General features: G+C 47.7%; 22 protein-coding genes. 17 read left to right on the forward strand and 5 right to left on the reverse strand.

All coding sequences use genetic code 11. The annotated features are described in order from the left end of the window. The first annotated feature begins 139 nt into the window (after positions 1–139). From PODO_RS03000 to PODO_RS03040, 9 genes are all read left to right on the forward strand, one after another. Positions 140–1,171 carry an amidase domain-containing protein gene (locus tag PODO_RS03000; RefSeq protein WP_080742388.1) on the forward strand — a complete coding sequence of 344 codons (1,032 nt, stop codon included), beginning with the start codon at positions 140–142 and terminating at the stop codon, positions 1,169–1,171. A 20-nt stretch (positions 1,172–1,191) separates the two neighbouring features. Then, positions 1,192–2,283 carry a D-alanine--D-alanine ligase gene (locus PODO_RS03005; protein WP_038568619.1) on the forward strand — a complete coding sequence of 364 codons (1,092 nt, stop codon included), beginning with the start codon at positions 1,192–1,194 and terminating at the stop codon, positions 2,281–2,283. A 44-nt stretch (positions 2,284–2,327) separates the two neighbouring features. After that, positions 2,328–2,645 carry a hypothetical protein gene (locus PODO_RS03010; RefSeq protein WP_038568621.1) on the forward strand — a complete coding sequence of 106 codons (318 nt, stop codon included), beginning with the start codon at positions 2,328–2,330 and terminating at the stop codon, positions 2,643–2,645. Beyond that, a complete protein-coding gene (uvsE, locus tag PODO_RS03015) occupies positions 2,642–3,649 on the forward strand; it encodes a UV DNA damage repair endonuclease UvsE (RefSeq protein ID WP_036679855.1) in 1,008 nt (335 codons plus the stop codon). The genes PODO_RS03010 and uvsE overlap by 4 nt, the downstream gene beginning before the upstream one ends. Positions 3,650–3,917: 268 nt before the next feature. Next, the gene (locus PODO_RS03020; protein ID WP_036679857.1) at positions 3,918–4,802 is read left to right on the forward strand and encodes an inositol monophosphatase family protein; all 885 of its coding nucleotides are present in this window, start codon (positions 3,918–3,920) and stop codon (positions 4,800–4,802) included. A 15-nt stretch (positions 4,803–4,817) separates the two neighbouring features. Then, entirely contained in the window at positions 4,818–5,075 is a 258-nt protein-coding gene (locus PODO_RS03025; protein WP_036679858.1) for a hypothetical protein, read from the forward strand. A 106-nt stretch (positions 5,076–5,181) separates the two neighbouring features. Then, positions 5,182–6,474, forward strand: coding sequence for a stalk domain-containing protein (locus PODO_RS03030; RefSeq protein ID WP_036679904.1), 1,293 nt, complete (start codon positions 5,182–5,184; stop codon positions 6,472–6,474). Between the two features lie 101 nt (positions 6,475–6,575). Beyond that, complete coding sequence (gene def, locus PODO_RS03035; RefSeq protein WP_036679906.1) at positions 6,576–7,127, forward strand: peptide deformylase; 552 nt, start codon at positions 6,576–6,578, stop codon at positions 7,125–7,127. A 168-nt stretch (positions 7,128–7,295) separates the two neighbouring features. Next, the gene (locus PODO_RS03040; protein ID WP_038568624.1) at positions 7,296–7,916 is read left to right on the forward strand and encodes a hypothetical protein; all 621 of its coding nucleotides are present in this window, start codon (positions 7,296–7,298) and stop codon (positions 7,914–7,916) included. Between the two features lie 552 nt (positions 7,917–8,468). Here the strand turns inward: PODO_RS03040 and PODO_RS03045 are convergent. Both PODO_RS03045 and PODO_RS03050 read right to left on the reverse strand, forming a co-directional pair. After that, a complete protein-coding gene (locus tag PODO_RS03045; RefSeq protein WP_038568626.1) occupies positions 8,469–9,785 on the reverse strand; it encodes a glutamate-1-semialdehyde 2,1-aminomutase in 1,317 nt (438 codons plus the stop codon). A gap of 124 nt (positions 9,786–9,909) precedes the next feature. Then, positions 9,910–10,956 carry an LCP family protein gene (locus PODO_RS03050; protein ID WP_038568628.1) on the reverse strand — a complete coding sequence of 349 codons (1,047 nt, stop codon included), beginning with the start codon at positions 10,954–10,956 and terminating at the stop codon, positions 9,910–9,912. A 105-nt stretch (positions 10,957–11,061) separates the two neighbouring features. Here PODO_RS03050 and bcp point away from each other — a divergent pair, with 105 nt between their 5' ends. The 4 genes from bcp (at position 11,062) to PODO_RS03070 (ending at position 18,112) form a co-directional block, all read left to right on the forward strand. Then, complete coding sequence (bcp, locus tag PODO_RS03055; RefSeq protein ID WP_080742389.1) at positions 11,062–11,529, forward strand: thioredoxin-dependent thiol peroxidase; 468 nt, start codon at positions 11,062–11,064, stop codon at positions 11,527–11,529. A 123-nt stretch (positions 11,530–11,652) separates the two neighbouring features. Next, entirely contained in the window at positions 11,653–15,936 is a 4,284-nt protein-coding gene (locus PODO_RS03060) for a 2-hydroxyacyl-CoA dehydratase (protein WP_080742390.1), read from the forward strand. Between the two features lie 215 nt (positions 15,937–16,151). Beyond that, positions 16,152–16,595 carry a MarR family winged helix-turn-helix transcriptional regulator gene (locus PODO_RS03065; protein ID WP_036679864.1) on the forward strand — a complete coding sequence of 148 codons (444 nt, stop codon included), beginning with the start codon at positions 16,152–16,154 and terminating at the stop codon, positions 16,593–16,595. A 5-nt stretch (positions 16,596–16,600) separates the two neighbouring features. After that, entirely contained in the window at positions 16,601–18,112 is a 1,512-nt protein-coding gene (locus PODO_RS03070) for a DHA2 family efflux MFS transporter permease subunit (protein WP_038568630.1), read from the forward strand. Positions 18,113–18,196: 84 nt separating this feature from the next. On the opposite strand, the gene PODO_RS03075 is transcribed toward PODO_RS03070, so the two are convergent. Together PODO_RS03075 and PODO_RS03080 are read right to left on the reverse strand one after the other, a co-directional pair. Further along, positions 18,197–18,502, reverse strand: coding sequence for a zinc ribbon domain-containing protein (locus PODO_RS03075; protein WP_052096752.1), 306 nt, complete (start codon positions 18,500–18,502; stop codon positions 18,197–18,199). 95 nt (positions 18,503–18,597) lie between these two features. Next, positions 18,598–19,539: a helix-turn-helix transcriptional regulator gene (locus tag PODO_RS03080; RefSeq protein WP_036679868.1), complete on the reverse strand. Its 942-nt coding sequence runs from the start codon at positions 19,537–19,539 to the stop codon at positions 18,598–18,600. Positions 19,540–19,689: 150 nt separating this feature from the next. Between PODO_RS03080 and PODO_RS03085 the strand changes: the two genes are divergently transcribed. Further along, on the forward strand, positions 19,690–20,991 hold the full coding sequence (locus PODO_RS03085) for an MFS transporter (protein ID WP_052096754.1): 1,302 nt from the start codon (positions 19,690–19,692) through the stop codon (positions 20,989–20,991). Here the strand turns inward: PODO_RS03085 and PODO_RS03090 are convergent. Next, positions 20,966–21,634 (reverse strand): DedA family protein, encoded by a 669-nt coding sequence (locus PODO_RS03090; RefSeq protein WP_036679870.1) that lies wholly within the window; start codon positions 21,632–21,634, stop codon positions 20,966–20,968. The two genes, PODO_RS03085 and PODO_RS03090, sit on opposite strands and share 26 nt — an antisense overlap. 107 nt (positions 21,635–21,741) lie before the next feature. Here PODO_RS03090 and PODO_RS03095 point away from each other — a divergent pair, with 107 nt between their 5' ends. The 3 genes from PODO_RS03095 (at position 21,742) to PODO_RS03105 (ending at position 26,920) form a co-directional block, all read left to right on the forward strand. Then, positions 21,742–23,115: a polysaccharide deacetylase family protein gene (locus PODO_RS03095; RefSeq protein ID WP_038568632.1), complete on the forward strand. Its 1,374-nt coding sequence runs from the start codon at positions 21,742–21,744 to the stop codon at positions 23,113–23,115. Positions 23,116–23,247: 132 nt separating this feature from the next. After that, positions 23,248–24,612, forward strand: coding sequence for a DUF58 domain-containing protein (locus PODO_RS29820; protein ID WP_052096755.1), 1,365 nt, complete (start codon positions 23,248–23,250; stop codon positions 24,610–24,612). Beyond that, the gene (locus PODO_RS03105) at positions 24,581–26,920 is read left to right on the forward strand and encodes a transglutaminase TgpA family protein (protein WP_038568634.1); all 2,340 of its coding nucleotides are present in this window, start codon (positions 24,581–24,583) and stop codon (positions 26,918–26,920) included. The genes PODO_RS29820 and PODO_RS03105 overlap by 32 nt, the downstream gene beginning before the upstream one ends. The last annotated feature ends 36 nt before the right edge of the window (positions 26,921–26,956 follow it).

The raw sequence follows: 26,956 nt of genomic DNA on the forward strand, positions 1-26,956 counted from the left end.
TGTTTGATTGAGATGTCGTACTTGGGGTTAGAGTTTTTACTTGAAACATCCTTAACTATTCAACCGATCTGTATAGCGGCCTGTTTCCTTTCATATACATAGAACAGCAGTTAAAAGGGAAAGAAGGGGCGCGAGTATAATGGAACAACAGTGGAAGCAAAGTCTTTATGTATATGTTGATCAAGTGAATAAGGCCAGGGTGGAGCCTAAGTCATCATCGCATACCGTTTCCGTGTCCGTTAAGGATCCGCGTTTTCTGGTAGAACAAGGGGAGCGTTCAAGACGTCTTGCTGAGTGGTATAAAGAACGTGGGATAACTCCTTTGCGCGGAGAGACAGGGGTTAAGACTTTGCGGACCGTCCGGCAGACTCCGACCGAGGTAGTAGCAGAGGTTACACTGCATAGTGCGCTTTATTATGAAAAAGGCGGCGTTAACCACCGCGAGGATATTATCGAGCTGGAGCGGCTGACCTTTGTACGGGACGGTGGGGGCTGGGAGATTGCTGGTGTGGAACGAAGTGTCCCTGAAAGAAATACGGTTCATCGGGCAGAGGTAGAGCTATCGGGCAGACTATCCAAATGGGGAGAGGCTTTGCCGGCACCGCTGCCATCACAGCCCCTGCTTAACCGGAATGTTCTCGGAGAAATTGCCGGTTCAAGAGAGGTTCGTTATAACCGTGAAGAAGCTGTGGCGTATGCCGACCGCTGGTGGAAAGACGGCAATCCGGAGTTCGAAACCTTCGAGGTGGACTGTACAAATTATGTCTCCCAATGTCTCTTTGCAGGGGGAGCACCTATCAACTATACTGGTAAAAGAGAAACGGGCTGGTGGTACAAAGGTTACCAAGGCAAACAAGAATGGTGGAGCTATAGCTGGGCTGTATCAGACAGTCTGCAACGCTATTTGAGCGGAAGTCGGAGCAGTGGCTTGCGTGCGGAAGTCATGGAGCGGCCGGAGCAATTGATGCTGGGCGATATCATTCAATATGACTGGGATGGCAACGGGCAGTATCAGCACAGCACAATCGTCACAGCTTTTGATGCAGGAGGCATGCCGCTTGTGAATGCACGTACCGTTAGCAGCCGTCATCGCTATTGGGACTATCGTGATTCCTACGCATGGACTGATCAAACGAAATACCGTTTTTTTCATATTAACGACTACTTATAGTACAGAAAGAGGTTAAGGGAATGGGGAACGCAAAACTAACCGTAGGGCTGGTGTACGGGGGCAAATCAGGAGAACATGAGGTATCGCTACAGACGGCTTTTGCCGTGATGAACTCATTTGATTATGATAAATATGAGATTATACCTTTTTACATTTCAAAACAGGGATTGTGGAAGGTTGGAGAGAAGTTATCAGCGCCTTACAGCCAAGTGGAGCAGCTCAAGCTTGCAGAAGCGACCGAAGATATGGGCACAGCCCTGAACGTGGTATTTAGTGGGTTATCCGGTGCGGACAAAACAGTGGACGTAATGTTCCCGCTGCTGCACGGCACGTATGGTGAGGACGGAACGATTCAAGGGTTGTTCGAAATGGCGAATATTCCTTACATCGGTGCTGGTGTTCTTGCCTCTTCGGCAGGTATGGATAAGGTTGTCATGAAGAAGCTGTTCGCTGATGCCGGCCTGGATCAATGCGAGTATTGTTATTTCAACATCAGCGCTTGGAAAAGAAAACGTCATGAGTTGATTGTTGGTGTAGAGGATAAACTGGGATATCCGGTATTCGTGAAGCCTGCCAATCTAGGCTCAAGTGTAGGTATTTCTAAGGCTGCTGATAAGGATAGTCTTGTAAAAGCAATTGATTTTGCTTTCCGTTATGACACCAAAGTTATTATTGAGGAGTTTGTGGATGCGCGTGAGGTAGAGGTTGGCGTGCTTGGAAATGATGAACCAGAAGCCTCTGTTCCGGGTGAAATCGTTTCTTCTGGTGAATATTATGATTACGCAGCCAAATATACGGACGGCAAATCGCAAATGATGATTCCTGCACCAGTGGATTCTGAAGTGGCCGATCGTTTGCGGGAGTCCGCGATAGTTGCTTTTCGAGCGATTGAGGGCAGTGGAATTACCCGGGCAGACTTCTTCTTGCGAAAATCGGATGGTAAAATTCTAATTAACGAACTGAACACGATGCCTGGTTTCACTCCTTACAGCATGTATCCGCTATTGTGGCGTGAGACGGGTGTATCTTATAGAGCTCTGTTAGACCGAATGATTGAGTTAGCCTTGGAGCGCTATAATTTTAAACAAGGTCTTAAGTACGACAACGAGTAATAGAAGCTATAGCGGGAATATCCCGACTGGAAGGAGAGAAGAACATGGGTTTTCAAACAGAATTCAACTCCGTCTGCAAATTCAAGAGTGAACAAGAGCTGTACGAGCTGCTGGAATATGGGCGCACCAAAATGGTGAAACAAGGCTTTCGTGTGTATCCAACAGGTCAGAAGGTTATTGCTTACACCCCTGAGAACGTAGCTGTAGCCATTGTCAAAATTTCAGCCTCGATTGCAGAGATTAATTTTCAAGGACATGAGGTTACCGCGGTAGAGATGGAGCTTATGCGTAAGCTGAATGAAGAAGAGTCCAGAGTGCAGACGGCTTTGGCTGAGGAAATGTTTTTTGGAGCACAGGGATGATTGTCCGCTTCGGATATGTAGCGATGTCCACCGTTATCAAAGACTGCTCCCCATCTAAGACAATGACGATGGCCTCTTTTAAGAAGCTGGATGACCGTGAAGCGGCACTTCGGCGTTTGGAGAACATCGCTAGAATGAATCTGCATAATACGCTGCGGTTGATGAAGCATAATGTGGCTTCGGACATCATGGTGTACCGCCTCACTTCCAAAATCATTCCTCTGGCGACGCATCCGGATTTGCAGGACTGGAATCCGTTTGCGGCGCTCGCCGAGGAATTTGCGGAAGTGGGCCAATATGTGAAAAAGCACGGGCTGCGTGTTTCTTTTCATCCAGATCACTTTACAGTACTTAGTACACCCCGTCCGGAGGTGCTGATAAACTCCGTACGGGATTTGCAGTACCATGTGGACATGCTGGTTGCTATGGGGCTTCCTGCCATGGCGAAGAACAATATCCATATTGGCGGAGCTTATGGGGACAAGCCTGTAGCGGCGAAGCGATTCGAGGAGCATTTCCGCGCGCTGCCGGCAGCGCTGCAGGAGCGTATAACGCTGGAGAATGACGATAAGACATTTACAGCTCCGGAGACACTGGCAGTCAGTCAGAGCGTAGGATTACCGATGGTGCTGGATATTCACCACCAATGGGTGAATAATGAAGGAGAGCTCCCTTGGGAGCTGTGGCCTGACATTTTGCAGACATGGCGAAGCGAGCTAGCACAGAAGGACGTTCCTTCTGGAGAGCTTTTGCCGCCTAAGATTCATGTATCCAGTCCGCGCAGCCCGTCTGATCCGCGCAGCCATGCGGATGGCGTGGAACCTGCGCCTTTGCTGGCTTTTCTGAAACGTATTGCCGCAGATACGCCTGCTGTCGATGTTATGATTGAGGCGAAACTAAAAGATGGCGCGTTATTTGGATTGATGGAGGCTATGAAGGAGCTGGCTGAGGCTGGTAACGGAATTTCCTTATTAAATGGGGCAAGCGTGAATATTGAACCTTAAACAATGAAAATAAGGAGATAGGTCCCGAATACGGGTCCTATCATGACTTGATATGTAACTTGAAATAGGGTACGTTGAATGAAACTTTAATCGCTTATCGTCTTTATATGGACCTAGGGCATTTATGCTCGCAGGTGAGAATTGGGTCCTCTTTTGGCGGAACTTTGGGAACTTGGGGAACGTTTTGACGTATTGCACGGTATTGTGAATAGGATTGCTTTAGAATTAAAGCCATTGGCGATTATGTTCAAGAAAGTGGAGTGAAGATATGAGTCCTTTAAATCCAGAGGGTAAGAATGAACGTGAACCCTATGTAGTAACAAGCAAGGGACATACGGCGGTGGCCATTAATGCGGCTGCCAAAGCAGGAGAATGGATAAAGAGCAGACAGGGTCTCGTGAAGGAGCTGAATACAAAGACTTCAGCACAAGATCTGGTTACGGAAGTTGATAAAGGCGTTGAGCAAATGATTCGCAGGCTGATCCTGACACATTTTCCCGACCATGCCATTCTCGGGGAAGAAGGGGTTTCCCCGGGAGCAGCAGCGGCTACCGCTGCATTGGAAGAAGCTCGTGAGCATGAATATTTGTGGATTGTAGATCCTGTAGATGGTACGACTAATTTCGTACACGGATTTCCTTTTTACTGTGTCTCCATAGCATTGGTGATTCGCGGTGAACTAACAGTAGGCGTTATTTATGATCCGACTCGTGATGAAATGTTCGTCGCTGAAAAAGGAAAGGGAGCTTACATGCACGGTGTTCCTACCTCGGTCTCTACGGAGACTGATTTTGGGGACAGCCTGATCGCTATGGGCTTTCCGCCGGATCGTGAGTTTGCACAACCTGTGAATATGGCCGGACTGCAAAGTATTCTTCCGCAGATTCGTGGTATTCGTGCCGGAGGCGCGGCTGCTCTACATCTAGCTTATGTGGCGGCAGGCCGGGTAGATGGCTATTGGGAAGTGGGCTTAAGCCCTTGGGACTGTGCAGCAGGAGTACTGCTTGTACTTGAATCAGGAGGCAAGATTACGGATACCCTAGGACGTTCATATGATATTGGTACACGCCATGTAGTAGCAAGTAATGGCCACATTCACGAATATTTGGTTTCGTCACTGAAGAATGCTGAAGCAACAGGATATAAGCTTTAGGGAGGACGATACAGCATGAGTGAGAAGGATGATTTGGAACGCAAGCTGAGCGAAATGTTGGTAGATGGGGAGATGGAACAAGGCGATCGTACGGCTAAGGAAATCCGGGAAATCTCACCTAAATATGAAATTCGTATTCAGACTACGCTCGATCCTATTGTGGAAGAAACATTGCGTTATCGTAAGATTGGATATGAGCTGGATGACCGTTATGATAAATATCTGGAGCGTGCAGGGCAGAAGTTAGAGTCAGATGAAGATTCAGACAAATAATAGCCAGTGATTTGCGAGGGGCGGTTTCCTGAATATAGGAGGCCGCTCTTTTGCGTTGCTACCCTGGGATGGTAGAATGGAATTAGAACAATTTGGGAGGGATACGATGCTAGGCAATTGGAAAAAAATTTGGGCAGCTGGCATAAGCAGCCTGCTTTTGTTATCTGCGCTGATTAGCGTAGGAGCAGGCACGGCAAATGCGGCTGACACGACTGCAATACAAGACTCTGGGCAGGATGTCTTTCGCATCGTAGCTCTAGGTGATTCCATTACTGCTGGCTACGAGCCAGGAATGACGGACGTGAATACCAAGCCATACGGCTATGCGGAGAGATTGCTTGAGCAGGGCTGGTATCATGGCAGAAGTGCACTTACTAATTATGGTATCCTAGGGCTGACTACGGCCGGATTACGTAATTACACAGGAGCAATCAAGGATGGTTCAGTGATTACTGCTGACGGAGTTCAGGCAGGTCTCCCAGATCCACGAATAGAGCAGTTCGTGAAGCTAACTCCGCAGATCGCAGCAGAGCTTAAGGAAGCTGATCTGATTACCATTACGATTGGTGGGAATGATGTAAGCAGTCTGTTCTTGCAGTTCAAGGAGCTGACGGATGCGGATTTCCAAACACAGCTGGACCAGCGGTTAGCGGATTATCAAACAAATGTGAAGGCAGTGCTGGAGAATATTCGTGCGGTAAGTCCGCAAGCGACGATTATACTGGCCGATCAATATCAACCTGCCCCTAAGGTCGCGCTTGGTCAAATGTACAACAGACTAATGACGGCAGCGGGCAAATTTACGGAAGCGGCGGATAGTGTAGCTGCAAGCGTAAATCAAGAGGGAGCGAAGGTGCTTGTAGCTCATGTTGCGGCAAAGTTTGCCGGGGTAGAAGGCTCGCTGACACATATTATTGGAGCAGGGCAAACTGATTTTCACCCAACGCAGCTTGGATATGAGACTATTGCTAAGGTTTTCGCGGAGTTACAATGGGGAGAGTATCGTGTTCCTACTGTAGCTACAATGGCTACTGCATCGGTACCGATGTCGATTGTAGTGAAGGGCGTGGAGTTGAATACACCCAATAAGCCTATCCTTAAAAATGGGCAGAACTTTTTGGCGCTGAAAGATATTCTAAATGCCGTGGGCGCAAGCGGGAAGTGGGATAACAAAACCTCCAGCGCTACCATCGTGTATGGCGGAAGAACCGTTGTGATCACCATTGGCTCGAAATTTATTAAGGTGAATGGAGAGAACGTGGCTATTGATACTCCAGCTTTTCTGCAAAAGGTAGGCAAGGAGGACAAAACCTACTTACCCCTTGCCGCTTTGGCGACAGGACTTGGATTCGATGTTAATTACAGCAGCAAACTGCGAACTGCTTTCATAAATCCATAAAGCTGCATATTATACATCATAAGAAATTAAATTAAGCCCGTAAGGAAAAGGTGGATGGAATATTGTCTAGTTCAAAATATAATGCTGAATATATCATCACCATGGATGATATAGTGCGGGAGGGTCATCCCGTACTTCGTACCGTAGCACAACCAGTGGAGCTTCCATTACAGGCGGAAGATCGTGAGGCTTTGCAATGTATGCTTCAATTTCTGAAGAACAGTCAGGACCCGGAGATTTCCGAAGAATATAAGCTGCGCTCTGGCGTAGGTCTGTCGGCGAATCAAATCGGACTGGAGAAGCGTATGTTCGCGATGTATCTTACAGACGAGAGAGGGCGGGCTGTAGAGCATGCTTGGGTTAATCCTAAGATCATAAGCCACTCCTTGTCTATGGTGTACTTACCAGAAAGCGAGGGCTGTCTGTCCGTTGATCGCCCCGTGCATGGCTTTGTACCTCGGTATGAAACCGTGAAGGTGAAGGGTTATGATCTGGAAGGTAAGGAGGTTGTCCTTAAATTTAAGGGCTACCAAGCTATCATCATCCAGCATGAAATAGACCATCTCGATGGGATTATGTTCTATGACCGAATTAACAAGGAGAATCCGTTTAAGCTGCCTCAGGGTGTGGAGATCCGGAACTTATATGAGTAGGAGAGTAACTCCAAATTAAAAAGCGGGCGACCTTACAGCGTAAAGCTGATGGTCGCTTTTTTTTACCTATCGGCAAGATTATGATATTTCAAATATTTTACAAATCAATCGAAAGGATGTACCCTTACAATTAATGGATTTAAATTAGTAATAAGAGGAGGGCGTTAAATGAACTGGAGCAGAATGCCAATTAGAGGATTCGCCAACGAATATAATGATGAGGTTAAAAAGATTGATGAGCAGATTTTGAGTCTGATTCAGGAACGTAAAGCTATAACAGGCAAGAAACGATTATCCCCTGATAGTAAGCTACTTGAGGAATGGGTAACTAGATTCGAGATGAACACTACTCAGATTGTGCAGCATTTGCACCTTATGAATGAAACTGTACCCAGAAGACAATATTGGGAAGAGCCTGGTTTATTGCTGGGAGTGCTTCCGATTGTAAAGCGGACGGTCGTTGAAGAATGTGAATATATACTTACGCATGCTATGCAGTATGAAGCCTTCAGCATAGTTACTGTGGAAATCAAATATTTAAAAGAAGCTGTAGGACATATTCATCTTCGAACGGCTTTAACGCTTGAAGTGGCGGGTGAGAATGAATATGAAGTGCAGCCGCATGGTGGTCATGGAGGTGGAGCGCATACACAAATGCAATTCTTGGTCGCCCCAACGCTGCCGGAGCATCTGGAGGGTGTAGAGTTTTCACTGGTACCTGGGAGCGAGCAAATGTTAAGACCATTAATGACTGAGATTACGTTGGACAAGCAGGTGGATTTTACATGAGAGCAGTAGAATATTTGGACTTCCGAACGCTGTTAGCGGATGAAATCCGTAGATAAAGTGTATTTGAGCTTTTTGCGGTGTGAGCTACAGAGTTATTAGGAAAAACTCCCTGAAAATAACCTATATTCTCTGAAAATGAACAGAATTAGGAATTTTCTCCCTAAAAACCGGGGTAAGTTTTTTATTTTCCACTAAATTAGCTAAATTATAGGGAGGATTTCCCCAATTATTAGTTTAATGACCAGAAATCCCTGAATTTAAGGTGCAATTTCCCTAATTATCTATCGAAGCTCCCTAACCCTTGTACTTAACACAGAGAAGGTCCGGCGATACCTGTTACGTAGCATAGAGAAATTGACGCTTGAGATCGGCTGGCTTAAGCTTGCCACAAGCTACAGATGCAGACCGTGGATGAGTAAAAATGCAGAGCAGCGATCCTCCAATACAGGAGAAACGCTGCTCTTTTAACATTTGCGGTTTATGGGACTGGGACAGCCCGTTAATCTATTCAGCTTTTTTTTAGCTTATAGAGCACTGCGTTTCAAAACAATCTTATTTCTCAGCCACCATAGCGCGGAAGGATTCTTCAGCTGCGATAAGTGTAGCATCGATATCTGCATCAGTATGTGCTGTGGTCAGGAACCAAGCTTCGTATTTCGAAGGGGCAAGGTTAATGCCACGGTTCAGCATATGACGGAAGAAGCTGGCGAACAATTCGCCGTCTGTATCCTGAGCCTCGTCATAATTCGTAACCGGATGGTTACAGAAATGAGTGGAAAACGAACCACGGATGCGGTTGATTGTCAGTGGAATGCCATGACGGTCGGCAGATGCTTGAAGTCCATCGGCGAGGCGGATTGCAAGCCGATCCATTTCTTCGTATACACCCTCTGCACTCAGAACCTCTAAACAAGCAATCCCTGCAGAGATAGACGCAGGATTACCTGCCATTGTGCCAGCTTGATATGCCGGTCCAAGTGGAGCTACCTGTTCCATAACATGCTTGCGGCCGCCGTAAGCGCCGATAGGCAGGCCGCCACCGATGATTTTGCCAAGTGCAGTAAGGTCAGGAGTGATGTCCTCATGGTTATCCAGCCCTGCATAGGTTTGTGTAGAACCATAGTGGAAGCGGAAGGCAGTAATGACTTCGTCATAAATAACAAGGGAGCCATTATCGTGAGCCAGCTTGCAAAGTCCTTCGAGAAAACCAGGCTTAGGCATCACCATGCCGAAATTTCCTACAATCGGTTCAACCATAACAGCTGCGACATCTTCGCCCCATTTCTCCAGCGCCTCTTTCAGGCTGTCCAGATCATTAAAAGGAACGGTGATTACTTCCTGGGCGATACTGCTTGGAACACCGGCACTGTCTGGAATGCCAAGTGTAGAAGGTCCGGATCCTGCTGCTACGAGCACCAGATCGGAGTGGCCGTGGTAACAGCCGGCGAATTTTACGATTTTGCTGCGTTTTGTATAGGCACGGGCTACACGAATCGTTGTCATAACCGCTTCGGTTCCGGAATTGACGAAACGTACTTTATCCATAGATGGAATGGCTTCTTTTAGCATTTTAGCAAGTTTGATTTCGAGCTGGGTTGGGGTTCCGTAAAGAACACCATTTTCTGCTGCTGTAGTAATTGCTTTGGTAATATGAGGGTGGGCATGGCCGGTAATGATCGGTCCATAGGCTTGGAGATAATCGATATATTCATTGCCGTCTTCATCCCAGAAGTGAGATCCACTGGCGCGTTTCATAAATACGGGTGCTCCGCCGCCAACGGCTTTGAAGGAGCGGGAAGGGCTATTTACACCTCCAACGATATGCTGGAGGGCTTCGTGATAAAGTTGTTCAGATGTGGAACGATTCATAATGTGATCATCCTTTCGATTGTTGGTGCTCAAGGGAACGGGCGAACAACGGTGTTTTCCGTTGTCCGCCCGTATTATACCAAGTCACTGCTTTGTGTACATGTGAACTTTGCTTGTCAGACCCTTAATTGGTCCCGCCAGAACTGCTATTGGAGGTGTTCTCCGATGTAGGGGTTGGTGTTGGCTCAGGACCATTTATGGTATCCTGTATAAATTCTTTTAGCTTCTTTTCGCTACGAATTCCAATAACCTGTGATCCGTCACTTGTAGTTTCCTCGGTGAGCAGATCCATTGGCGGAATTTGCTCGCTGCCACCCATACTGCTATTATACCCTACGCTTGCCAGCTTCCACATATCATTAACTGACATATTGGTTTCAATATAAGGCGTAACCTGCGACAGGATATTTGGCAGTTTGACGATGGAGGTGGTGCTGATCAGCTTATCAGCCACAGCCTTGAGAAAACCGCGTTGGCGCTCGGTTCGAGTGAAATCGGAGGTAGCGTCATGCCGAAAGCGAACATATTGTAGCGCCATGTTGCCGTCAAGATGCTGGTATCCTTTTTTCAGATCAATATCATATTCCGGACCGTCTGCAACGGTTTTGTAGACCATATCTTTTTCGACTTCATAATCCACACCCCCAACGGCATCAACCAGCTTGATGAATCCTTGGAAGTCCGTGTAGACATAATATTGAATTGGGATACCGAGCAGATCGCTGACGGTCTGCATCGCAGTATTAGGTCCATAAATAATCGCTGTATTAATACGCTTCTCGCCATGATCCGGAATCGGAACGTACGTATCTCTCAGTATTGAAAATACACTGATTTTCTTCTTCACAGGGTCAAGAGAAGCGACGAGCATTGTATCTGAACGGGGGATTTCCCCTTTCTTCACACCTCGGGCATCCACACCCATTAATAGGATATTGACCGGCTCTGTACCTTCCCATTTAGGAGGCTCAGGGGTGTCAACATCAACGGTCTCTGCATTTTGAAAAGGTGAATCTTCAGTATTCGACATGCTACCAAGCTCATTGTAAATGGTTGTAATGTAGAAAATGGCCCCACCGATAATAAGGAGGAGTATAATGGCCAACGTCCAAAGCAGCGGTTTCTTTTTTGACTTACCAGTCTTTGCGTGCCTTTTCTTTCTAGGTGGCATTTCTCGTTCTTCCTTTCGCATTCACGTTGACTACATTATAATTTCTTTTGGGGATACGTGCAATTTAGGAATAATTCCCCAATCTTAAGAAGGAGTGGATCTATCTTGAACGAAGTAGCTATTGGACAAAAAGTACCCAATTTCACCCTTCCCTCTTCCAATGGGCATGAGGTTAGTTTGAGTGATTACTTGGGCCGAAAGGTCATCTTATATTTTTATCCTAAAAATATGACACCAGCCTGCACGCAGGAGGCCTGCGAATTCCGTGACGCTTTTGATCAAATCACGGCGGTGGGTGCGGTTGTTCTGGGCATTAGTCCGGACTCTTTGACATCGCACGCTAAATTTACAGAGAAGCATAGTCTGCCCTTTCCACTGCTGTCTGATGAGGATCATAAGGTAAGTGAAATGTTCGGCGTATGGCAGCTTAAGAAACTTTACGGCAAAGAGTTTATGGGGATTGTGCGATCTACTTTTCTGATTGATGAGCAGGGGATATTAGTGGAAGAATGGCGGAAGGTACGGGTAAAAGGGCATGTCGCAAACACGATAGCAGGAATAAGCGAATCATAAATTTTACTAATTACTTTTTATAGATGTCTATTACATTTTTAACAGCTTATATAAGGTGTTGTCATGATATAGTTTCCTCATAATTGCTTCAAATTTGGAGCAAGAAGAGGTGGTGGAGTGATAATGCTGCATATTGGGCTTGATATCGGATCAACTACTGCTAAATTAGTTGTCATAGAGCGGGACATCATTGTTTATCAAGACTATGTAAGACATTATAGCGATATTAAAAAAGCGGCCCTCTCTCTTCTGTCTGATGTACGCGACAGATTCCCAGAGAGGGGAGCTAGGCTTACTGTAAGCGGTTCCTCGGGTTTGTCTTTATCCAAATTAGGTGGAGTTCCCTTTATTCAGGAGGTGATAGCCTGCACGAAGGCGATCAGTGCGCTGATTCCGGAATGTGACACGGCGATTGAACTGGGTGGAGAGGACGCTAAGATAATATATCTTCGGGGCGGCATTGAGCAGCGTATGAATACAGCCTGCGCGGGCGGAACGGGAGCGTTCATCGATCAGATGGCAGCGCTGCTGCAGACCGATCCGGCAGGCTTAAATGTTTTGGCAGAGAAGCATGAGCGAATCTATCCCATAGCTTCACGCTGTGGTGTATTTGCCAAAAGCGATGTGCAGCCGATGCTTAATGAAGGAGCACGCCGGGAGGATGTGGCGGCCTCGATCTTCCAGAGTATCGTTAATCAGACGATTAGCGGTCTTGCTTGTGGACGTCCGATTCGAGGACGGGTGGCTTTTCTTGGCGGCCCGCTGACCTTCCTGCCTGCCTTGCGGCAGCGTTTTGCGGAAACGCTGGAGCTGGCGGAGGAGGATATCCTGTTCCCGGAACGCTCACAGTATTTCGTGGCGATTGGAGCTGCACTCTCCGAAGCTGATCCAGTCGTGTTGCCACTTTCAAGCTGGATCACGCGAATTGCGGCAGTTGATTTTACTGCGGATCGAGCTGCGGATGCTGAATTGCCGCCGCTTTTTGAGAATGCCGCTGAGCTTGCAGAATTTCGGCTTCGTCACGGTAAAGCCTCTGCAGCAAGATCAAATTTAGCTTTATATCGTGGGCCCTGTTATCTAGGAATTGATGCCGGCTCAACTACAACTAAACTCGTGTTAACCGGTTCCGCTGACGAAATTCTCTATACCTTTTATGGCAGCAACAAAGGCAACCCGCTGCATTCGGTCAGCGATGCACTGAAGGAGATCTACCGGGTTCTGCCTGAAGGCTGCCACATTGCAGGCTCATATGTGACAGGGTACGGTGAGGGGTTAATCAAGGCCGCTCTGCGGACGGATGGCGGAGAAGTAGAGACTGTTGCACACTACAAGGCAGCTTCCAAGTTCATGCCAGAAGTAGATTTCATACTGGATATCGGTGGTCAGGACATGAAGTGCATCAAGATCCGTGGCGGTGCTATCGACAGCCTTATGCTCAATGAAGCCTGTTCAGCGGGGTGTGGCTCTTTTCTGGAGAGCTTTGCCTCTGCCCTGGGACTTGGCATCGAGGAATTTGCTAAGACTGCACTCGAAGCGACTCAGCCTGTTAATTTGGGCTCGCGCTGCACGGTATTTATGAACTCTAAGGTTAAGCAGGTTCAGAAGGAGGGCGCGTCATTAGCGGATTTATCGGCGGGTCTTGCCTACTCTGTGATCAAGAATGCTCTGCAAAAGGTAATTAAAATCCGCAATCCGGAGGACTTAGGGCGAAATATCATCGTTCAGGGCGGTACCTTCTATAATGAAGCTGTATTGCGTGCCTTTGAGTCCTTGACGGGGCGAACGGTGATTAGACCGGATATAGCTGGCGTAATGGGGGCTTACGGCTGTGCACTGATTGCGCGTGAGCAAGCCGGGGTTAACGGATCCAGTACGCTGCTTGGACCAGAGGAGCTTGCCAGCTTTAAATATGAGGTTTCTTCAGGCCGCTGTGGCCGCTGTGGGAATAACTGTGCGCTGACGATCAGTCGTTTTCCGGATAAGAGCTTTTATGTGACCGGCAATCGCTGCGAACGTGGCGCAGGAGTCAAAAAAGAGAAAAATGTCCTGCCGAATCTGATGCAGTATAAATATGAACGGTTTTTTGAGTACGAGAGTTTACCGGAAACAGGGGCATGGCGGGGGACCGTCGGGATTCCGCGTACCATGAATATGTTTGAGAATTACCCGTTCTGGCACACCTTTTTCACCAAACTTGGCTATCGGGTGATTCTCTCCCCTAAATCCAGCAAGAAGCTTTTCGAAAGCGGAATGGATACAATTCCTTCAGAATCGATATGTTATCCTGCGAAGATGGCACATGGACATGTGCAAAGCCTGATCGGTAAAGGTGTCGATTTTATTTTTTATCCAGCGGTGGTGTATGAGAAAAAAGAAGATGAAGCCGCGGATAATCACTTCAATTGTCCAGTGGTCGCCTCGTACCCCGAAGTCATTCGCAACAATATGGATGGGTTAAAGGACAATGGAATCAAGCTTGTCAGTCCATTCCTGACCTTTGATGATATTTCTGCGCTGACCAAAGGACTGGTGAAGACATTTACCAGCATTCCGCGAGATGAGATTACGTCCGCGGTGCAGGCGGGACTTACAGAGGCTGATAACGCCAAAAGTGATGTGCGTACTAAAGGTGAGGAGACCCTTGTGTATCTAGCTGATACTGGAACCAAAGGAATCCTGCTCTGCGGGCACCCTTATCATGCCGATCCTGAGATTAATCACGGGATAGCGGATATGATAACCGGGATGGGACTCGCCGTGCTGACAGAAGATTCTGTCTGCCATCTGGACCACAGCGAAGGAGATGTGGCTGTTGTGAATCAGTGGACCTACCATGCCCGGATGTACCGTGCAGCCCGCCTTGCTGCAGTCCGCTCGGATCTGGAGCTTGTTCAATTGACTTCCTTCGGCTGTGGGATCGATGCGATCACTTGTGATGCCGTACAGGATATTATGGAAAGACATAACAAGGTATATACATTGATCAAAATCGATGAGATCAGCAATCTTGGTGCAGCGCGCATTCGGCTTCGTTCATTGCTGGCGGCAATGCGTGAGCGTGAAAAAGGTAAGGTAGTGCCGCAAAAGCCGCCAAAAGTGCAGGCTAATGTGTTATTTACGAAGGAAATGAAAGAGACCTATACCATCCTTGCACCACAGATGTCGCCTATTCATTTTGAATTGTTTGAGCAGGTTTTTCGCGATGCCGGGTACCGTCTGAAGATACTTGAAACTACCGGACCCGAAGAGACAGAAGAAGGTCTGAGATATGTTAATAATGATGCGTGTTATCCGGCAATTGTGACGATTGGCCAGATTCTGTCGGCGCTGAAGAGTGGGGAATATGATCCGGATCGTACTGCTGTGATTATGTCACAAACGGGTGGCGGCTGCCGGGCTACGAATTATATTTCTTTGCTCCGCAAAGCCTTAAAGGATTCAGACCTTGAACAAATTCCGGTGATTTCACTCAATGCTTCGGGGATGGAGAATCAGCCGGGTTTCCGCATCAGTCTTAAGCTGGCGAATCGGTTGATAGCTGCCGCTTGTTATGGTGATCTTATGATGCGGATGTTAAATCACTTTAGGCCGCATGAGGTTGTTCCAGGAAGTGCGGAAGTTCTATTCCGCAAAGGGATGGAGCGTTGCAAGGCAAGCTTATCCAACTTTTCATTCCGAGAATACAAACGCCTGATTCGTGAGATTGTTGCAGAGTTCTGCAAGCTGCCCGTTACGGGTATTGCTAAACCAAGAGTGGGCATTGTCGGTGAGATCCTGATCAAATTCCATCCGGATGCCAATAACCGCATTATAGAGATGATCGAGGCAGAGGGCGGGGAGGCGGTAATGCCGGACTTCCTGGATTTCATTTTCTATTGTGTATATAATCCGATCTACAAAGCTGAGCAATTCGGCAAAAGCAAACGGCTCGGCTATATCAATCCCATGCTGATCTCTTATCTGGAAATTTACCGTAAGCCGATTAAGGTTGCCCTTGAGGATGCGGGGTTAGCTAAAGGACGGGAGAATATTTATGGTCTTGCCGAGAAGGCCAGCCGACTGGTGTCCGTAGGAAATCAGATGGGTGAGGGCTGGTTTTTAACCGCAGAAATGATGGATTTGTTGGATAATGGAGTGAACAACATCGCCTGTATTCAACCGTTCGCGTGCCTGCCCAACCATATCACCGGGCGTGGGATGATTAAAGGTCTTAAGGAATTATATCCGGGTGCAAATATCGTGGCGATTGACTATGATGCTGGAGTCAGCGTAGTCAACCAAGCGAATCGGATCAAGCTGATGATGTCAATTGCCAGCAGCCAGGAAGAGACTAAGCCATCTAATTTAAAACTGCCGGATAAGCCTCAGCAGCAGACTTTACCTGAAAGTTCATACAGCTTAACCTGAGCATTGTTCAGACGAAAAAGCGGACCAAGGATCTACCTTGGTTCGCTTTTTTATGCTTTGTGCACTTATGTATGATTTTCATGTTTTTCCTGCAATATAAAATTACCTTTCAGAAAGTTACAGCAAATTATTGACCGAAATTTAGTTAAGGTGTAAAATAGTACGCATGCGAACTATTAGATGATCTAACTAATTAATTCTTTGGAGGTGAAGATTTGGAAGATAAGGAGCAGCAATTAGATGATATTTTCTCCTCTTTTCGCCGGATTAGCCATGCATTCCAGCAGTTGCTGTGGAAGGATGCCGAAGAGCTGGACATCACACCAACACAGTTAATGGTTCTCCGCAAAATATCTGCAAATCCCGATATTGGCATTACAGATCTTGCCGAGCTATTACATTTGGGGAACAGTGCAGCGAGCGGCGTAGTGGACCGGATGGTGAAAGCCGATTTGATCACAAGACAGCGCTCTGAGGTAGATCGGCGTATATACAACTTGGCGATTACTGAAAAGGGCAGAGAGATCAGGGAAAGAAGTAAGCAATCGCTCAGAAGACACTTACTTCCACTATCCAATATACCTGCCAAGGATGCAGGTGAATTACTTAGGATTCATAACGAAATCATTCAGATCTTAGAGCAGGGGAGAGACAAATAGAATTTATGAGTACAATTACAGGTAACGCTGCAGCGGCAACTAAGGGAATACGTAGAGGACCGATTATTGCAGCGCTCTTAATAGGTGCGTTTGTCGCACTTTTGAACCAAACACTTCTTAATGTGGCATTGCCGAGCATAATGGACGATCTAAAAATCGCTACGAATACGGCACAGTGGCTAACAACGGGATTTATGCTCGTGAACGGTGTGCTGATACCGATTAGTGCATTTCTGGTGGAAAAGTTTACGACCCGCCAGCTATTCATCACCGCGATGTCACTTTTTTCGTTAGGTACACTTGTCTGTGGAATCGGAACAGGCTTTGAAATGATCATGGTCGGCAGAGTCATTCAGGCGGTTGGCGCAGGGATTTTGATGCCGTTAATGAATATTGTGTTTCTTCGCATCTTCCCACTTGAAGAGCGGGGGAAAGCGATGGGGCTAATGGCGGTAGCCATGATTTTTGCTCCAGCTGTTGGTCCAACGTTGTCAGGCTGGGTAGTTCAGAACTATTCTTGGCGTGTATTGTTCTTTATCGTTCTTCCGCTGGCCATTCTTTCTACCTTGCTAGGTATGAAAACAATGCAAAACGTAGGGCAAACAACCTCTCCGAAACTGGATAAAACGGGTGTTATCCTGTCTACAATTGGTTTTGGGGGATTGTTGTACGGCTTCAGTGATGCTGGAACCGATGGTTGGGGAAGTGCAACAGTCATTACCTGCCTCATTGTGGGTGTGATTGCACTGGCTTTATTCGTATGGAGAGAGCTCAAGGCTGAGACACCACTGCTTGAGTTCCGGATTTTCAGATACAATATGTATTCACTCACGACATTAATCAATATCATCATTACGATGGCTTTATATTCGGGTATGATTTTGCTGCCGATTTATTTGCAGACGATCCGTGGCTTTACGCCAATGGAGTCCGGTCTTATGCTTTTGCCGGGAGCCATTCTAATGGGAATTATGTCTCCAATCACGGGGATTATATTTGATAAAATCGGGGCAAGATGGCTGTCTGTGGTAGGCCTGATTATTACAGTAATTACGACTTGGCAATTCAGCCAGCTTACAGACAGTACGACGTATACGCATATGATTATTACTTACACGGTTCGGATGTTAGGCATGTCGATGTTATCGATGCCGATTGTAACGGCTGGACTTAACCAGCTGCCACAGCGTTTAAGCTCGCATGGTACAGCAATGTCGAATACGTTGCGGACGGTCGGGGGCGCGCTGGGAATGGCGTTGTTCGTCAGTCTAATGACCAATAAGACGAAGAGCACAATCACTGATACGCTTATGAGCGGAACGGTTTCGTTAAACGATAAAGCAGCCATGCTTAAGCTTACGCAAGAGGCTACAATTAGCGGGGTTACGCATGCCTTTAACATTGCTACCTGGATCACTGTAATTGCTTTGGTATTGGCTTTCTTTATTAAAAAGACTTCACCGCAGCCAGACTTCCTGAAGACGGAGGAAGTGCAGCCACAGCAGGACAATCAATAAAAAACTGGGCTAAAAAAGAATGGAAAAAGGAGCGTCCTACGAACCGTTATGGTTCCTAGGGCGCTTCTTTTTGTTGTGCTGCTATTAGTTAGCTGGAGACACAGCTGCAGGATCGCTCCAGCGTTTCAAATGTGGCAGCTGCTCCGCGAGAAGTTTACGGGCAACATTCTCATCCATTCCTTCTTCGACCATATAGCCTGTACAAATGTCAGCCATTTCTTGCAACGTGATATTAGGCTGTTTGAATGCGCCATTCTCATAGCAGTACACACAGTAATCTTCGATCTTGTTGCCATTCTGGTCCGTTCCAAGCAATTCCGCCGTAGGCATTGGCATCCCACAGCTTTGACAAATTTTAAGATCTCCTTGCTCTACATGTTCATGTCCCATATTTAACACTCCTTTAAAGGTATGCAAGCTCTCGAGCGCCCGCTTTAAGTTCAGTATAGAACAATAAACCTGACGGCATTCCGTCAGGTTTATTGTTAGGTTGTATATTTTGCTGCTATGCCTGCTGCAAGCTGCCCCAGCTTTTGCCGAATATGCGGTGGCTCTAAGACCTCTACATGCATCCCGAAGCTTAGCAGGAAACCATACAGCCATCCATCCTCAGGATAGTTGATGGTAACCTTGTAACCTCCATTACCGTCGGGCAGTAGCTCGGTAGAATCAAACCGCTCTTCCGCTAGATGTTTGCTTTCAGCCTTAAACTGCAAAACGATGGGTGTTGCTGTTGTTACGGTTGATCTCTGATACTCGTTGCTCCAAGGCAGCTCGCTTGCATCTACATCTTTTGCAATAAAAACTTGGGTATTCTTAACGAGCTCTTTCATGCGCAACAGCTTAAACAGACGGAAATCCTGACGATTCAGACAAAATCCATATAAGTACCAGGCTTGCCCCTTCAGCACTAAAGTATAGGGCTCTACCGAACGCTGGCTTGTCTGACCCGCAGCATCTACATAATCAAAGTTTACGGTCACGCTTTCCTCAAGTGCTTCTTTTAGAGTGGCAAGCTTCTCTTCCAAAATACGTTGAAGACCCCATGGGGAGAAGTCGATGATGAGCTGAGTCGTTTTGCTGCGGAAGGCGGCGGATTGGGAGGGCGGGATTACGCTGCTGATCTTTTCCATGAGCAGCGTATGTTCATTTCCTCCATAAGACGAGACGCTCTGCAGAGCCGTGAAAATATCCGCCAGCTCACGATCCGTCAAGACATTGCGGTCCAGCCGGTATCCTTCCATAAGCCCGATCCCACCGTTAGCTCCCTGATAGGTGACGATAGGAATTCCGGCTCCATTAATGCTTTCAATATCACGATAAATCGTGCGCACAGATACCTCGAACATATCGGCTAGCTCCTTCGCCTGAATTAGGCGGCGGTTCATTAGCAGGATAACGATAGAGAGCAATCGATCTATTTTCAAAAGACAATTCCTTCTTTCCCGGAGATTTCCGTGAAGTAATGCTGTATTTCATCTTAGCAAATCCTTGAAAATAAAGCATTGTCATAAATAAATGATTCGATTAATATCTAATTAGATATATGTATAAATAGATGAAATGAGGTTTATTTTATGAATAATCACTCAGCTGTTGCGATGTTTAGGAGTCATAAGGGATATTCACGATTGTTCACAGCCGGCTTGATCAATGGAATTGGTGATCGTTTTACTAGCGTTGCAGTACTGGCGCTGGTTCTGCAGTTGACGGGATCAGGCATGGCGGTGGGGATTTCGTTAGGTGTGAGACTGCTTCCTTATTTATTCCTGGCCCCGCTTGGAGGCATACTTGGCAGTAAAATTCCACGCAAATATATCATGATAGCTACAGATATGCTGAGGGTCCCAGTAGCCTTAGCCTTTTTATGGGTGGATGGGGAGGAGAACCTGTGGTTGTTATATATGGCAAGTTTTTTACTGGCAGCGGGCGAAGCCATTTACAGCCCTGTTCGTAAGTCCACAATCCCCTTGCTCGTCACCAAAGATTCTCTGCTGACCGTCAACGGACTAGAGCAGTTAATGAGCGGCTGCGTGCTGATCCTTGGGGCGTTTTGTGGAGGGGTGGTGTCGATGTGGTTTGGTCCGGAGGCAGCGTTCATTATGAATGCAGTGTCTTTTTTAATTGCGGCGATATTAATTTACGGTATCGAGTTTCCACAACATACGGAAATGGCGACGGTGGCTAAGAAGGCTACATATTCTCCTGAGGGGGACTTAGAAAAATCTGCTGAAGAAGCAAAATACGGTCGGCTGCGTGCTCTGGGAATGGTAATTGGCGGGAGCCTAACGCTGCAGGTCATTTTCGGTTATGAGCTGTTGGTGCCGTTGTTAAATGGTCTGGATAATGTACTGATCAGTGTATATGCGATACAGGTATTTCACACGGGCGATATTGGAGTAGGGGCATTTTATGCGGCGCTTGGCGTCGGTCTTAGCCTTAGTTTTTTTATCTCACGTTATTTAAAAAAGGGACTGCTGATTGTAGCCATCGGAGGGCTTTTGCTCGAAGGTGTATTATTGATGGGCATCAGTGTCAGCAATCATTTTGCGGCAGCATTAATGTTATACATTCTGCTGTCATTTGCCGGGGGGACGGGGAATGCCTGTCTGGATACGCTTGTTATGCGGAAAACGCCATCTGCTATACAGCCCTTTGTGTTTGGACTTCTGTCTGCAGTAGGAAATACGCTGCTGGGGTTATCTATGCTGTTCGCCGGGTGGCTATTAGAAGGGGTGGAGCCAAGAATGGTAGGGTTTGTTGGGGGAGCGGGATTTGCCGCAGTTGCGCTTTTGCTTGCAGGATATCGGGGGTACGCAGCAAGAAAAAACGTACTTAAAAAGGGCGGTGGCTTCACCGTCCCTTGGAAGTTTTTTTGACCTGAGTCTGTAGCTTTATGGCAGCTTTGCGCGGGAACAGGCGGATGCTTATCTTTTTGCGGTAGCGATACAGGATTACAAGGGCAGCTATAGCTACACAGCCGGAGATAATCCATAGTGCATATAACTCGAATAAATGGAAAATACCCATCCACTGCGGACCAAATACCCGTCCTATGCCAAGAAACAGCACTACCCAGAATAATGCTCCACTATAAGCGTAGAGGGCGAATTTACGAAAGGGCAGCGCAACTATACCAGCAAAATAGCCGGTGAAGTGACGAACGCCTGGAATAAAATATCCGATGGAAATAAGGATACTGCCGTATTTCTCGAACCATTTTTGCGTTTTATCCAGCTTGGCAGGGGAGAACAGCAACCACTTGCCGTATCGCTGGATGAAGGGCATTCCGGCTTTTAATCCGACAAAATAGGTGAGGGTCATCCCGGCGGTGGTCCCTGCAAACGCCACTAGAATCAGCGTTATGAAATCAAGTCTTCCCGTATAGGAAAGGAAACCTGCAAAAGCCATGGTAGTTTCTCCGGGAAACGGCAAGGCAACGAATTCGAGCAGCAATCCAAAAAACAATACGCTATATCCATATTTGCTGAATAATTCTTGTATAAAGTTCAGCATTTCCATAAGATTCTCACTCTCCAAGGGGCAGTTGCCTTATTCTATTTTGAAGCTTGTCTTCATACAATCTACCAAATGGCTTTTGAGCCAATAGAATGCTGGAGGTAGAGAAGATGAAAGGTAACAAAAACACTCACGGCCGCCGAAACTTCATACGCGGATTGCTTGTTATGGTTGTAATCGTCATCGTAATGCTGGGATGGAACGCAGGGGAGAGTGTAGATTCTTGGATGAATCGTTCATTACAGTCCGCAAGTGCGGAGTCTGTCTCTGTTAAGAATAATCTCCCGTTAGTGGCGATGCAAGAATTGCCTCCTAAAGCAGAGTCCATTGTGACTGCTTCTCCAGAAGTTAAATTGAATTCCAGTACGGCACAAGTATCCAAGGTGTCAACAACATATTCGGCAATCACAGCCGCAAAGAAAGCTTCAAAAACAGTCTATATTACATTTGACGACGGACCGAGTGACAATACCTTCAACGTTCTTGAAATTTTACAGCAGCAAGGTGTGAAGGCGACCTTTTTTGTCCTTGGTAATCAAGCGAAAAGCCATCCAGAGCTAATTAATGCCATATGGGAACAAGGACATGCTATTGGCAATCATACCTATAATCATAATTACCATGATTTATATAGTGGATTCACTGAATTTTGGAGCCAGATTAAAAAGACCGAAGAAATTATTCGGGGCATTACAGGGGTTCGCCCACAACTTATCCGCGCCCCGGGCGGAACCTTTGATCACTTTGATAATACCTACTTCAATTTGTTGAAGCAAGCCGGTTATATCGTTACGGATTGGACGGTGGACAGCGGGGATTCCAAACGCAAAGGGGTACCGGCGTCAGAAATCTTAAAAGAGTCAACCGCGGATCTGAAGTCCTCTCGGGTTATTCTGCTGCTGCATGATGGCGGCGGCCATCAGGAGAGTGTTAAAGCACTGCCTGATATTATTGCGCGTTATAAGGCTGCTGGATACAGCTTTGGCCTTTTAGATGAGACGGTGGAGCCTGTACAATTCAGAGTCTCCTCAAAAGCCAATAGCTTGGGCAGAGTGAAACCTTCGGAAGCTTGGATCACCTCGAATATCATACCGAATGCAGAGCTGTTTGCGCCCGGCAAACCTTTGGTGCTGGAGGTTGGAAAGCTGGAGACGAAGCTGGCGCCAGGTGAATATACTCTGCAAAAAGGAAAATATATGGTGCCACTTCGCGCTGTGATCGAACGGCTGGGAGGGCAGATTAGCTGGGATGCGGGCAGTCGCAGTGGAAGGATTGCCTGGAACGGCAAAGATATCATCGCGGATGTGGCGAACAAGGAACTCCTTTTAAATCTTCCTGATCATGTTCAAAAGATAAACGGTGCCAGTGTGGAGATGATTGGCGGTTCTATCTGGGTATCGCTGCGTGAGCTGCTGGAGACAGCCGATCACCCTCCTTTAAATATAAGCGTGACGGAAGGTGAGCGCCGGGTAATAGCCTTCTGAGATTTAGCGCTCGGGCAGTTTTTCTAAAAGAAAAAAACAATGTCTGGGCACCCTTTTTCATGGGAAGAATAGATAGTAATAAGTTCCTCAGCTGGGAACAAGTCTAGACCCAAAGGAAGGGTGTTCGTTCCATTGTCCTCTTCAAAAAAAGTAGAGCACAAATTAAATAACAAGACTGAAAGAGTTAGAAGCTTCTCCTATCCGCGTAGCCGTAGTGCATTGGCTGAATGGTTGCGGGTGCTGACTGTGGCTGGAATTATAGGTGTTTTATATGCATGGCGCGGAGGCGCATCACTCTTATTTCTGCTGATCGCTGTAGGCGTTATCATGGTTGGCGGACTTATCGTTCAACTTTCAGGTCCACGGGCGATAAAGATTGAACGTACAATCACTCCTGTAAGACCGATAGCTGGAAATACACTGCTTGTGAAGGTGCGGGTGAATTTCTCTGCCCGGCTTCCACTGCCATGGCTGACTATCGCTGATTTTTGGGGGGACAGAGGACATCACAAGCTACTGTTTCCGGGATTCAGACGCTCTTTTGAATACACCTACATTCTTGAGAATATGCCACGCGGACATCATCATTTGCAGGGCTGTAGAGTAACCTGGGGAGATTTGCCCGGCTGGTTCACAGGCCGATCTGAGCCTGCTGAAGAGCATAGCATTAAAGTGCTGCCAGCCCCCCTATATTATGGCGGAGCAGTCCCGGACAGCGGCTTTATTAGCGGTGATTCGCTCTATTCCAGAAGGGGAAGAAGCAGCAATGATGAGACCATGGAATCGCGGGAATATGAGCCCGGTGATCCACTTAGCCGAATCCATTGGAAGAACAGTGCCCGGCTAGGGAATCTGCAGAGCAAAGTTCCAGAGCGTGAAAAGGCAAAAATGAGCTGTATCGTGTTGGCTAATGATCCAAAAAGCTATGAGATTCCAGCCAATGCACTTACACCTCGTGGCAGTCGGGAAGAGCAGCCACCGGTATTTGAGAAGGCGGTGTCAACGGCGATGGGGCTGATGCTCTTTGCTGAGCAGTCAGGTGCTTATGTCCAGTTATTCAGCGGAGGCTGGCCAGAAGGAATGGCTAGGCATGAAGGACTGGGCAAAATCCCAGGGAGAGTGCTGGATATTCTAACTGATATTTCTCCGAATGGAACAAGAACCCTGTCCGAGCTGTTGGAGGATGCTTCTAGAGGCTGGATTCCGGGAATGACCGTTGCTATAGTGACCGGAAGATTAGAGGAACAATCCGCTAAGGTTATCGCTAAATTCTTAGTGCAAGGTGTAAAAGTTGAGCTCTATTATGCTTGGGATCAGCCAGCTCCGGTGCCTGCGGAGGTAACGCTGCAGGAGATCCGCCAGCCTGTGCGGGGAACGGTTGGGGATAGTCTGGGTCGTCTGGGAGCACGGATGTTTTGTCTGGATGATGCATTGCCAGCTTACAGGCTCAGGGAGGTAGAGTACCATGAATCATCCGGAAAACCAACGCTACGGTAAGCGGATACCGGGTGACACAAGCTTCTCTATGAATGGGCAAAGTGGGAAGGAACCAAAGCAGCTCCATTTGGAAAAACTAGAGAGCAGTCATGCCGGTAAACAGAGAAAGATACCTCTGTATTATCGCATGCTGTTCTCTTTGGCTATTTTGGGGCTGTTTTTAGAATGGCTGCTCCCTTTATATAGAACGACTTCATTGGAAGATACTGCTAGATTGCTGCAGATTCTGATGATTTCTGCTGCCGTGCTGTTGATGTGGGGAATCCTTCAGATTCCCGGATGGCTATTGCTAAGTATCCAATGTTTGATGATCGGCACGGCTTGGCTATATCTATGCAGTGAGAGCGTAGGGACAGGATGGTTGGGCATTTATGCAGTAGAAATTCCAAATGATCTGATTTTGCTCTTTTCAGGGCATGTTTCTCAGCTTAGCGAGATCAGCAGACTTTTGATTTTGATTGTTGGCTGGGGGCTGCTGGTATCTTCGGTGCAGCAGCTTGCACTTTTCAGAGGAAGCACGCTGCTGTTTACAGCGGTGACCCTCATTTATCTATTGGTTCTGGATATTGGCTTTGGCGTTAATACGACAACGGATGTTGTAATATCAGTGGGGCTTATTGTATGGATGCAAGCAATGAGTGGTTTGCTCCGTCTGCGGGAACGGGTGGGCAGCATTCACCTGCCGTATGCCCGATGGGGAGTTTTGGCATTAGCGGCTGCCATATTCGTAATGATGACAGCATGGTTCGGTGGGCAGGTATATGAAGTACGACCGCCTAACCAAACTACACTCCAGTCAACCTTTGAAAAGCTGCAGGAATGGGCTTCGGGCCATATGCCGGAAGATAATGAGGCTATACCTGCAGGAACAACAGGGTATAGTACAAATGATGGAGAACTGGGTGCTCCATTGTCACGCAATACCGAGCCAGTCTTCACAGCATTGACCAGCCTGCGTACCTATTGGCGCGGGGAGAGCATTGCCTATTATGACGGACGCCGTTGGATCAGAGGTGGTGAGGAATTTACTCCGCTTAACTTGTCCAGCCTGCCTCAGATTCCGGCGACGGTAACTACTACTAATGGTGGACGGACTTTACAACAGCGGATACAATTTGCCAGCCCTTCTTCCGGAGGAATTCCTGTATTCAATGCGGGCACCATAACGGATGTTGAGACAGTTCAACTATCTAATGGCAGCCAGCTTGGTTATGTTCTGGCGAATAAGGACAGGGATACCTTTCGTCTGCCAGATTCGGCGGGTTCAACTCGGATCACTGAGTATAGAGTTGATTCTATACTTCCCGAGAGTAATCCAGTACTGCTGCGCGGGTTGGGTGATGCTGATCCTCAAGAAATAAAGAACAAATATTTGCAGCTGCCTGATTTATTACCTGAGCGAGTGAAAGCTCTGGCAGAGAAGCTCACAGCTTCCTCGGATAACCGATATGACTCCGCAACCGCCATTCGGGATTATTTGCAAAACGGGTATTCTTACACGCTGGATACCATGGTTCCGCCAGCTGGCGCTGATTTTGTGGATCATTTCCTGTTTGAGACCAAGCAAGGTTATTGTGTGCATTTTGCAACAGCGATGACCGTATTGCTGCGAAGCACAGGCATTCCAGCGCGGTATGTTCAAGGGTACGGACCTGGAACCCAGCAGGAGGAAGCCATGCCGGCGAAGTATTTAGTCACCCAAGGGGATGCGCATGCTTGGGTAGAGGTTTATTTTGCCGGCGCAGGTTGGGTTCCTTTCGATCCGACGCCGGGGCCTGCGCTTGCGGCTGGCTTCCCCGCGCCGGCACGGCCTGCGGCAGCGGCGCTCGCGCCGCAAGCAACGCGCAGCGCGGAACTACCCGTCCTGCCGCTGGCGGGCGGACCCTTTTCAGCGCCGCTGACTGCCGCGGCGCTGCTTCCCGCCGCCGCTTGGCGCTGGCGGCGCAGTCTGGCTCTGCTGCTGGCCGCGTGTCGCGGCAGCAGCTTGAGCCGTGAGAGGCAGCTGCGCGCGGCCTCTCTGGCTTGGCACGGGCTGGCGGAGCGGTTTGGACCGCCGCCGCCCGGCGTTACTGGCAGGGAGTATGTGGACTCCCTGCGGATTTACGATGCCGGACTATACGTGGCCGTCCGGCAGTTCGTCCGCCAGTGGGAGACCCTGGCGTACGCGCCAGCTTTGGCATCCACAGCCGTGATCTCTGCCCGCGGCAATTCCTTAAAATCCGCTCCCGACCTTGGCGGCGAACCTGCGGCTTCTGATGCGAACGCGTTTATTCGCGAATGTCTGATCATTACCTTCCGTTTAACATAAACGGGCAAGAACGCTTAGATCCGCTATCTAATTTAT

This window comes from Paenibacillus odorifer, from assembly GCF_000758725.1.
GTDB classification, from domain to species: Bacteria; Bacillota; Bacilli; order Paenibacillales; family Paenibacillaceae; genus Paenibacillus_AQ; species Paenibacillus_AQ odorifer.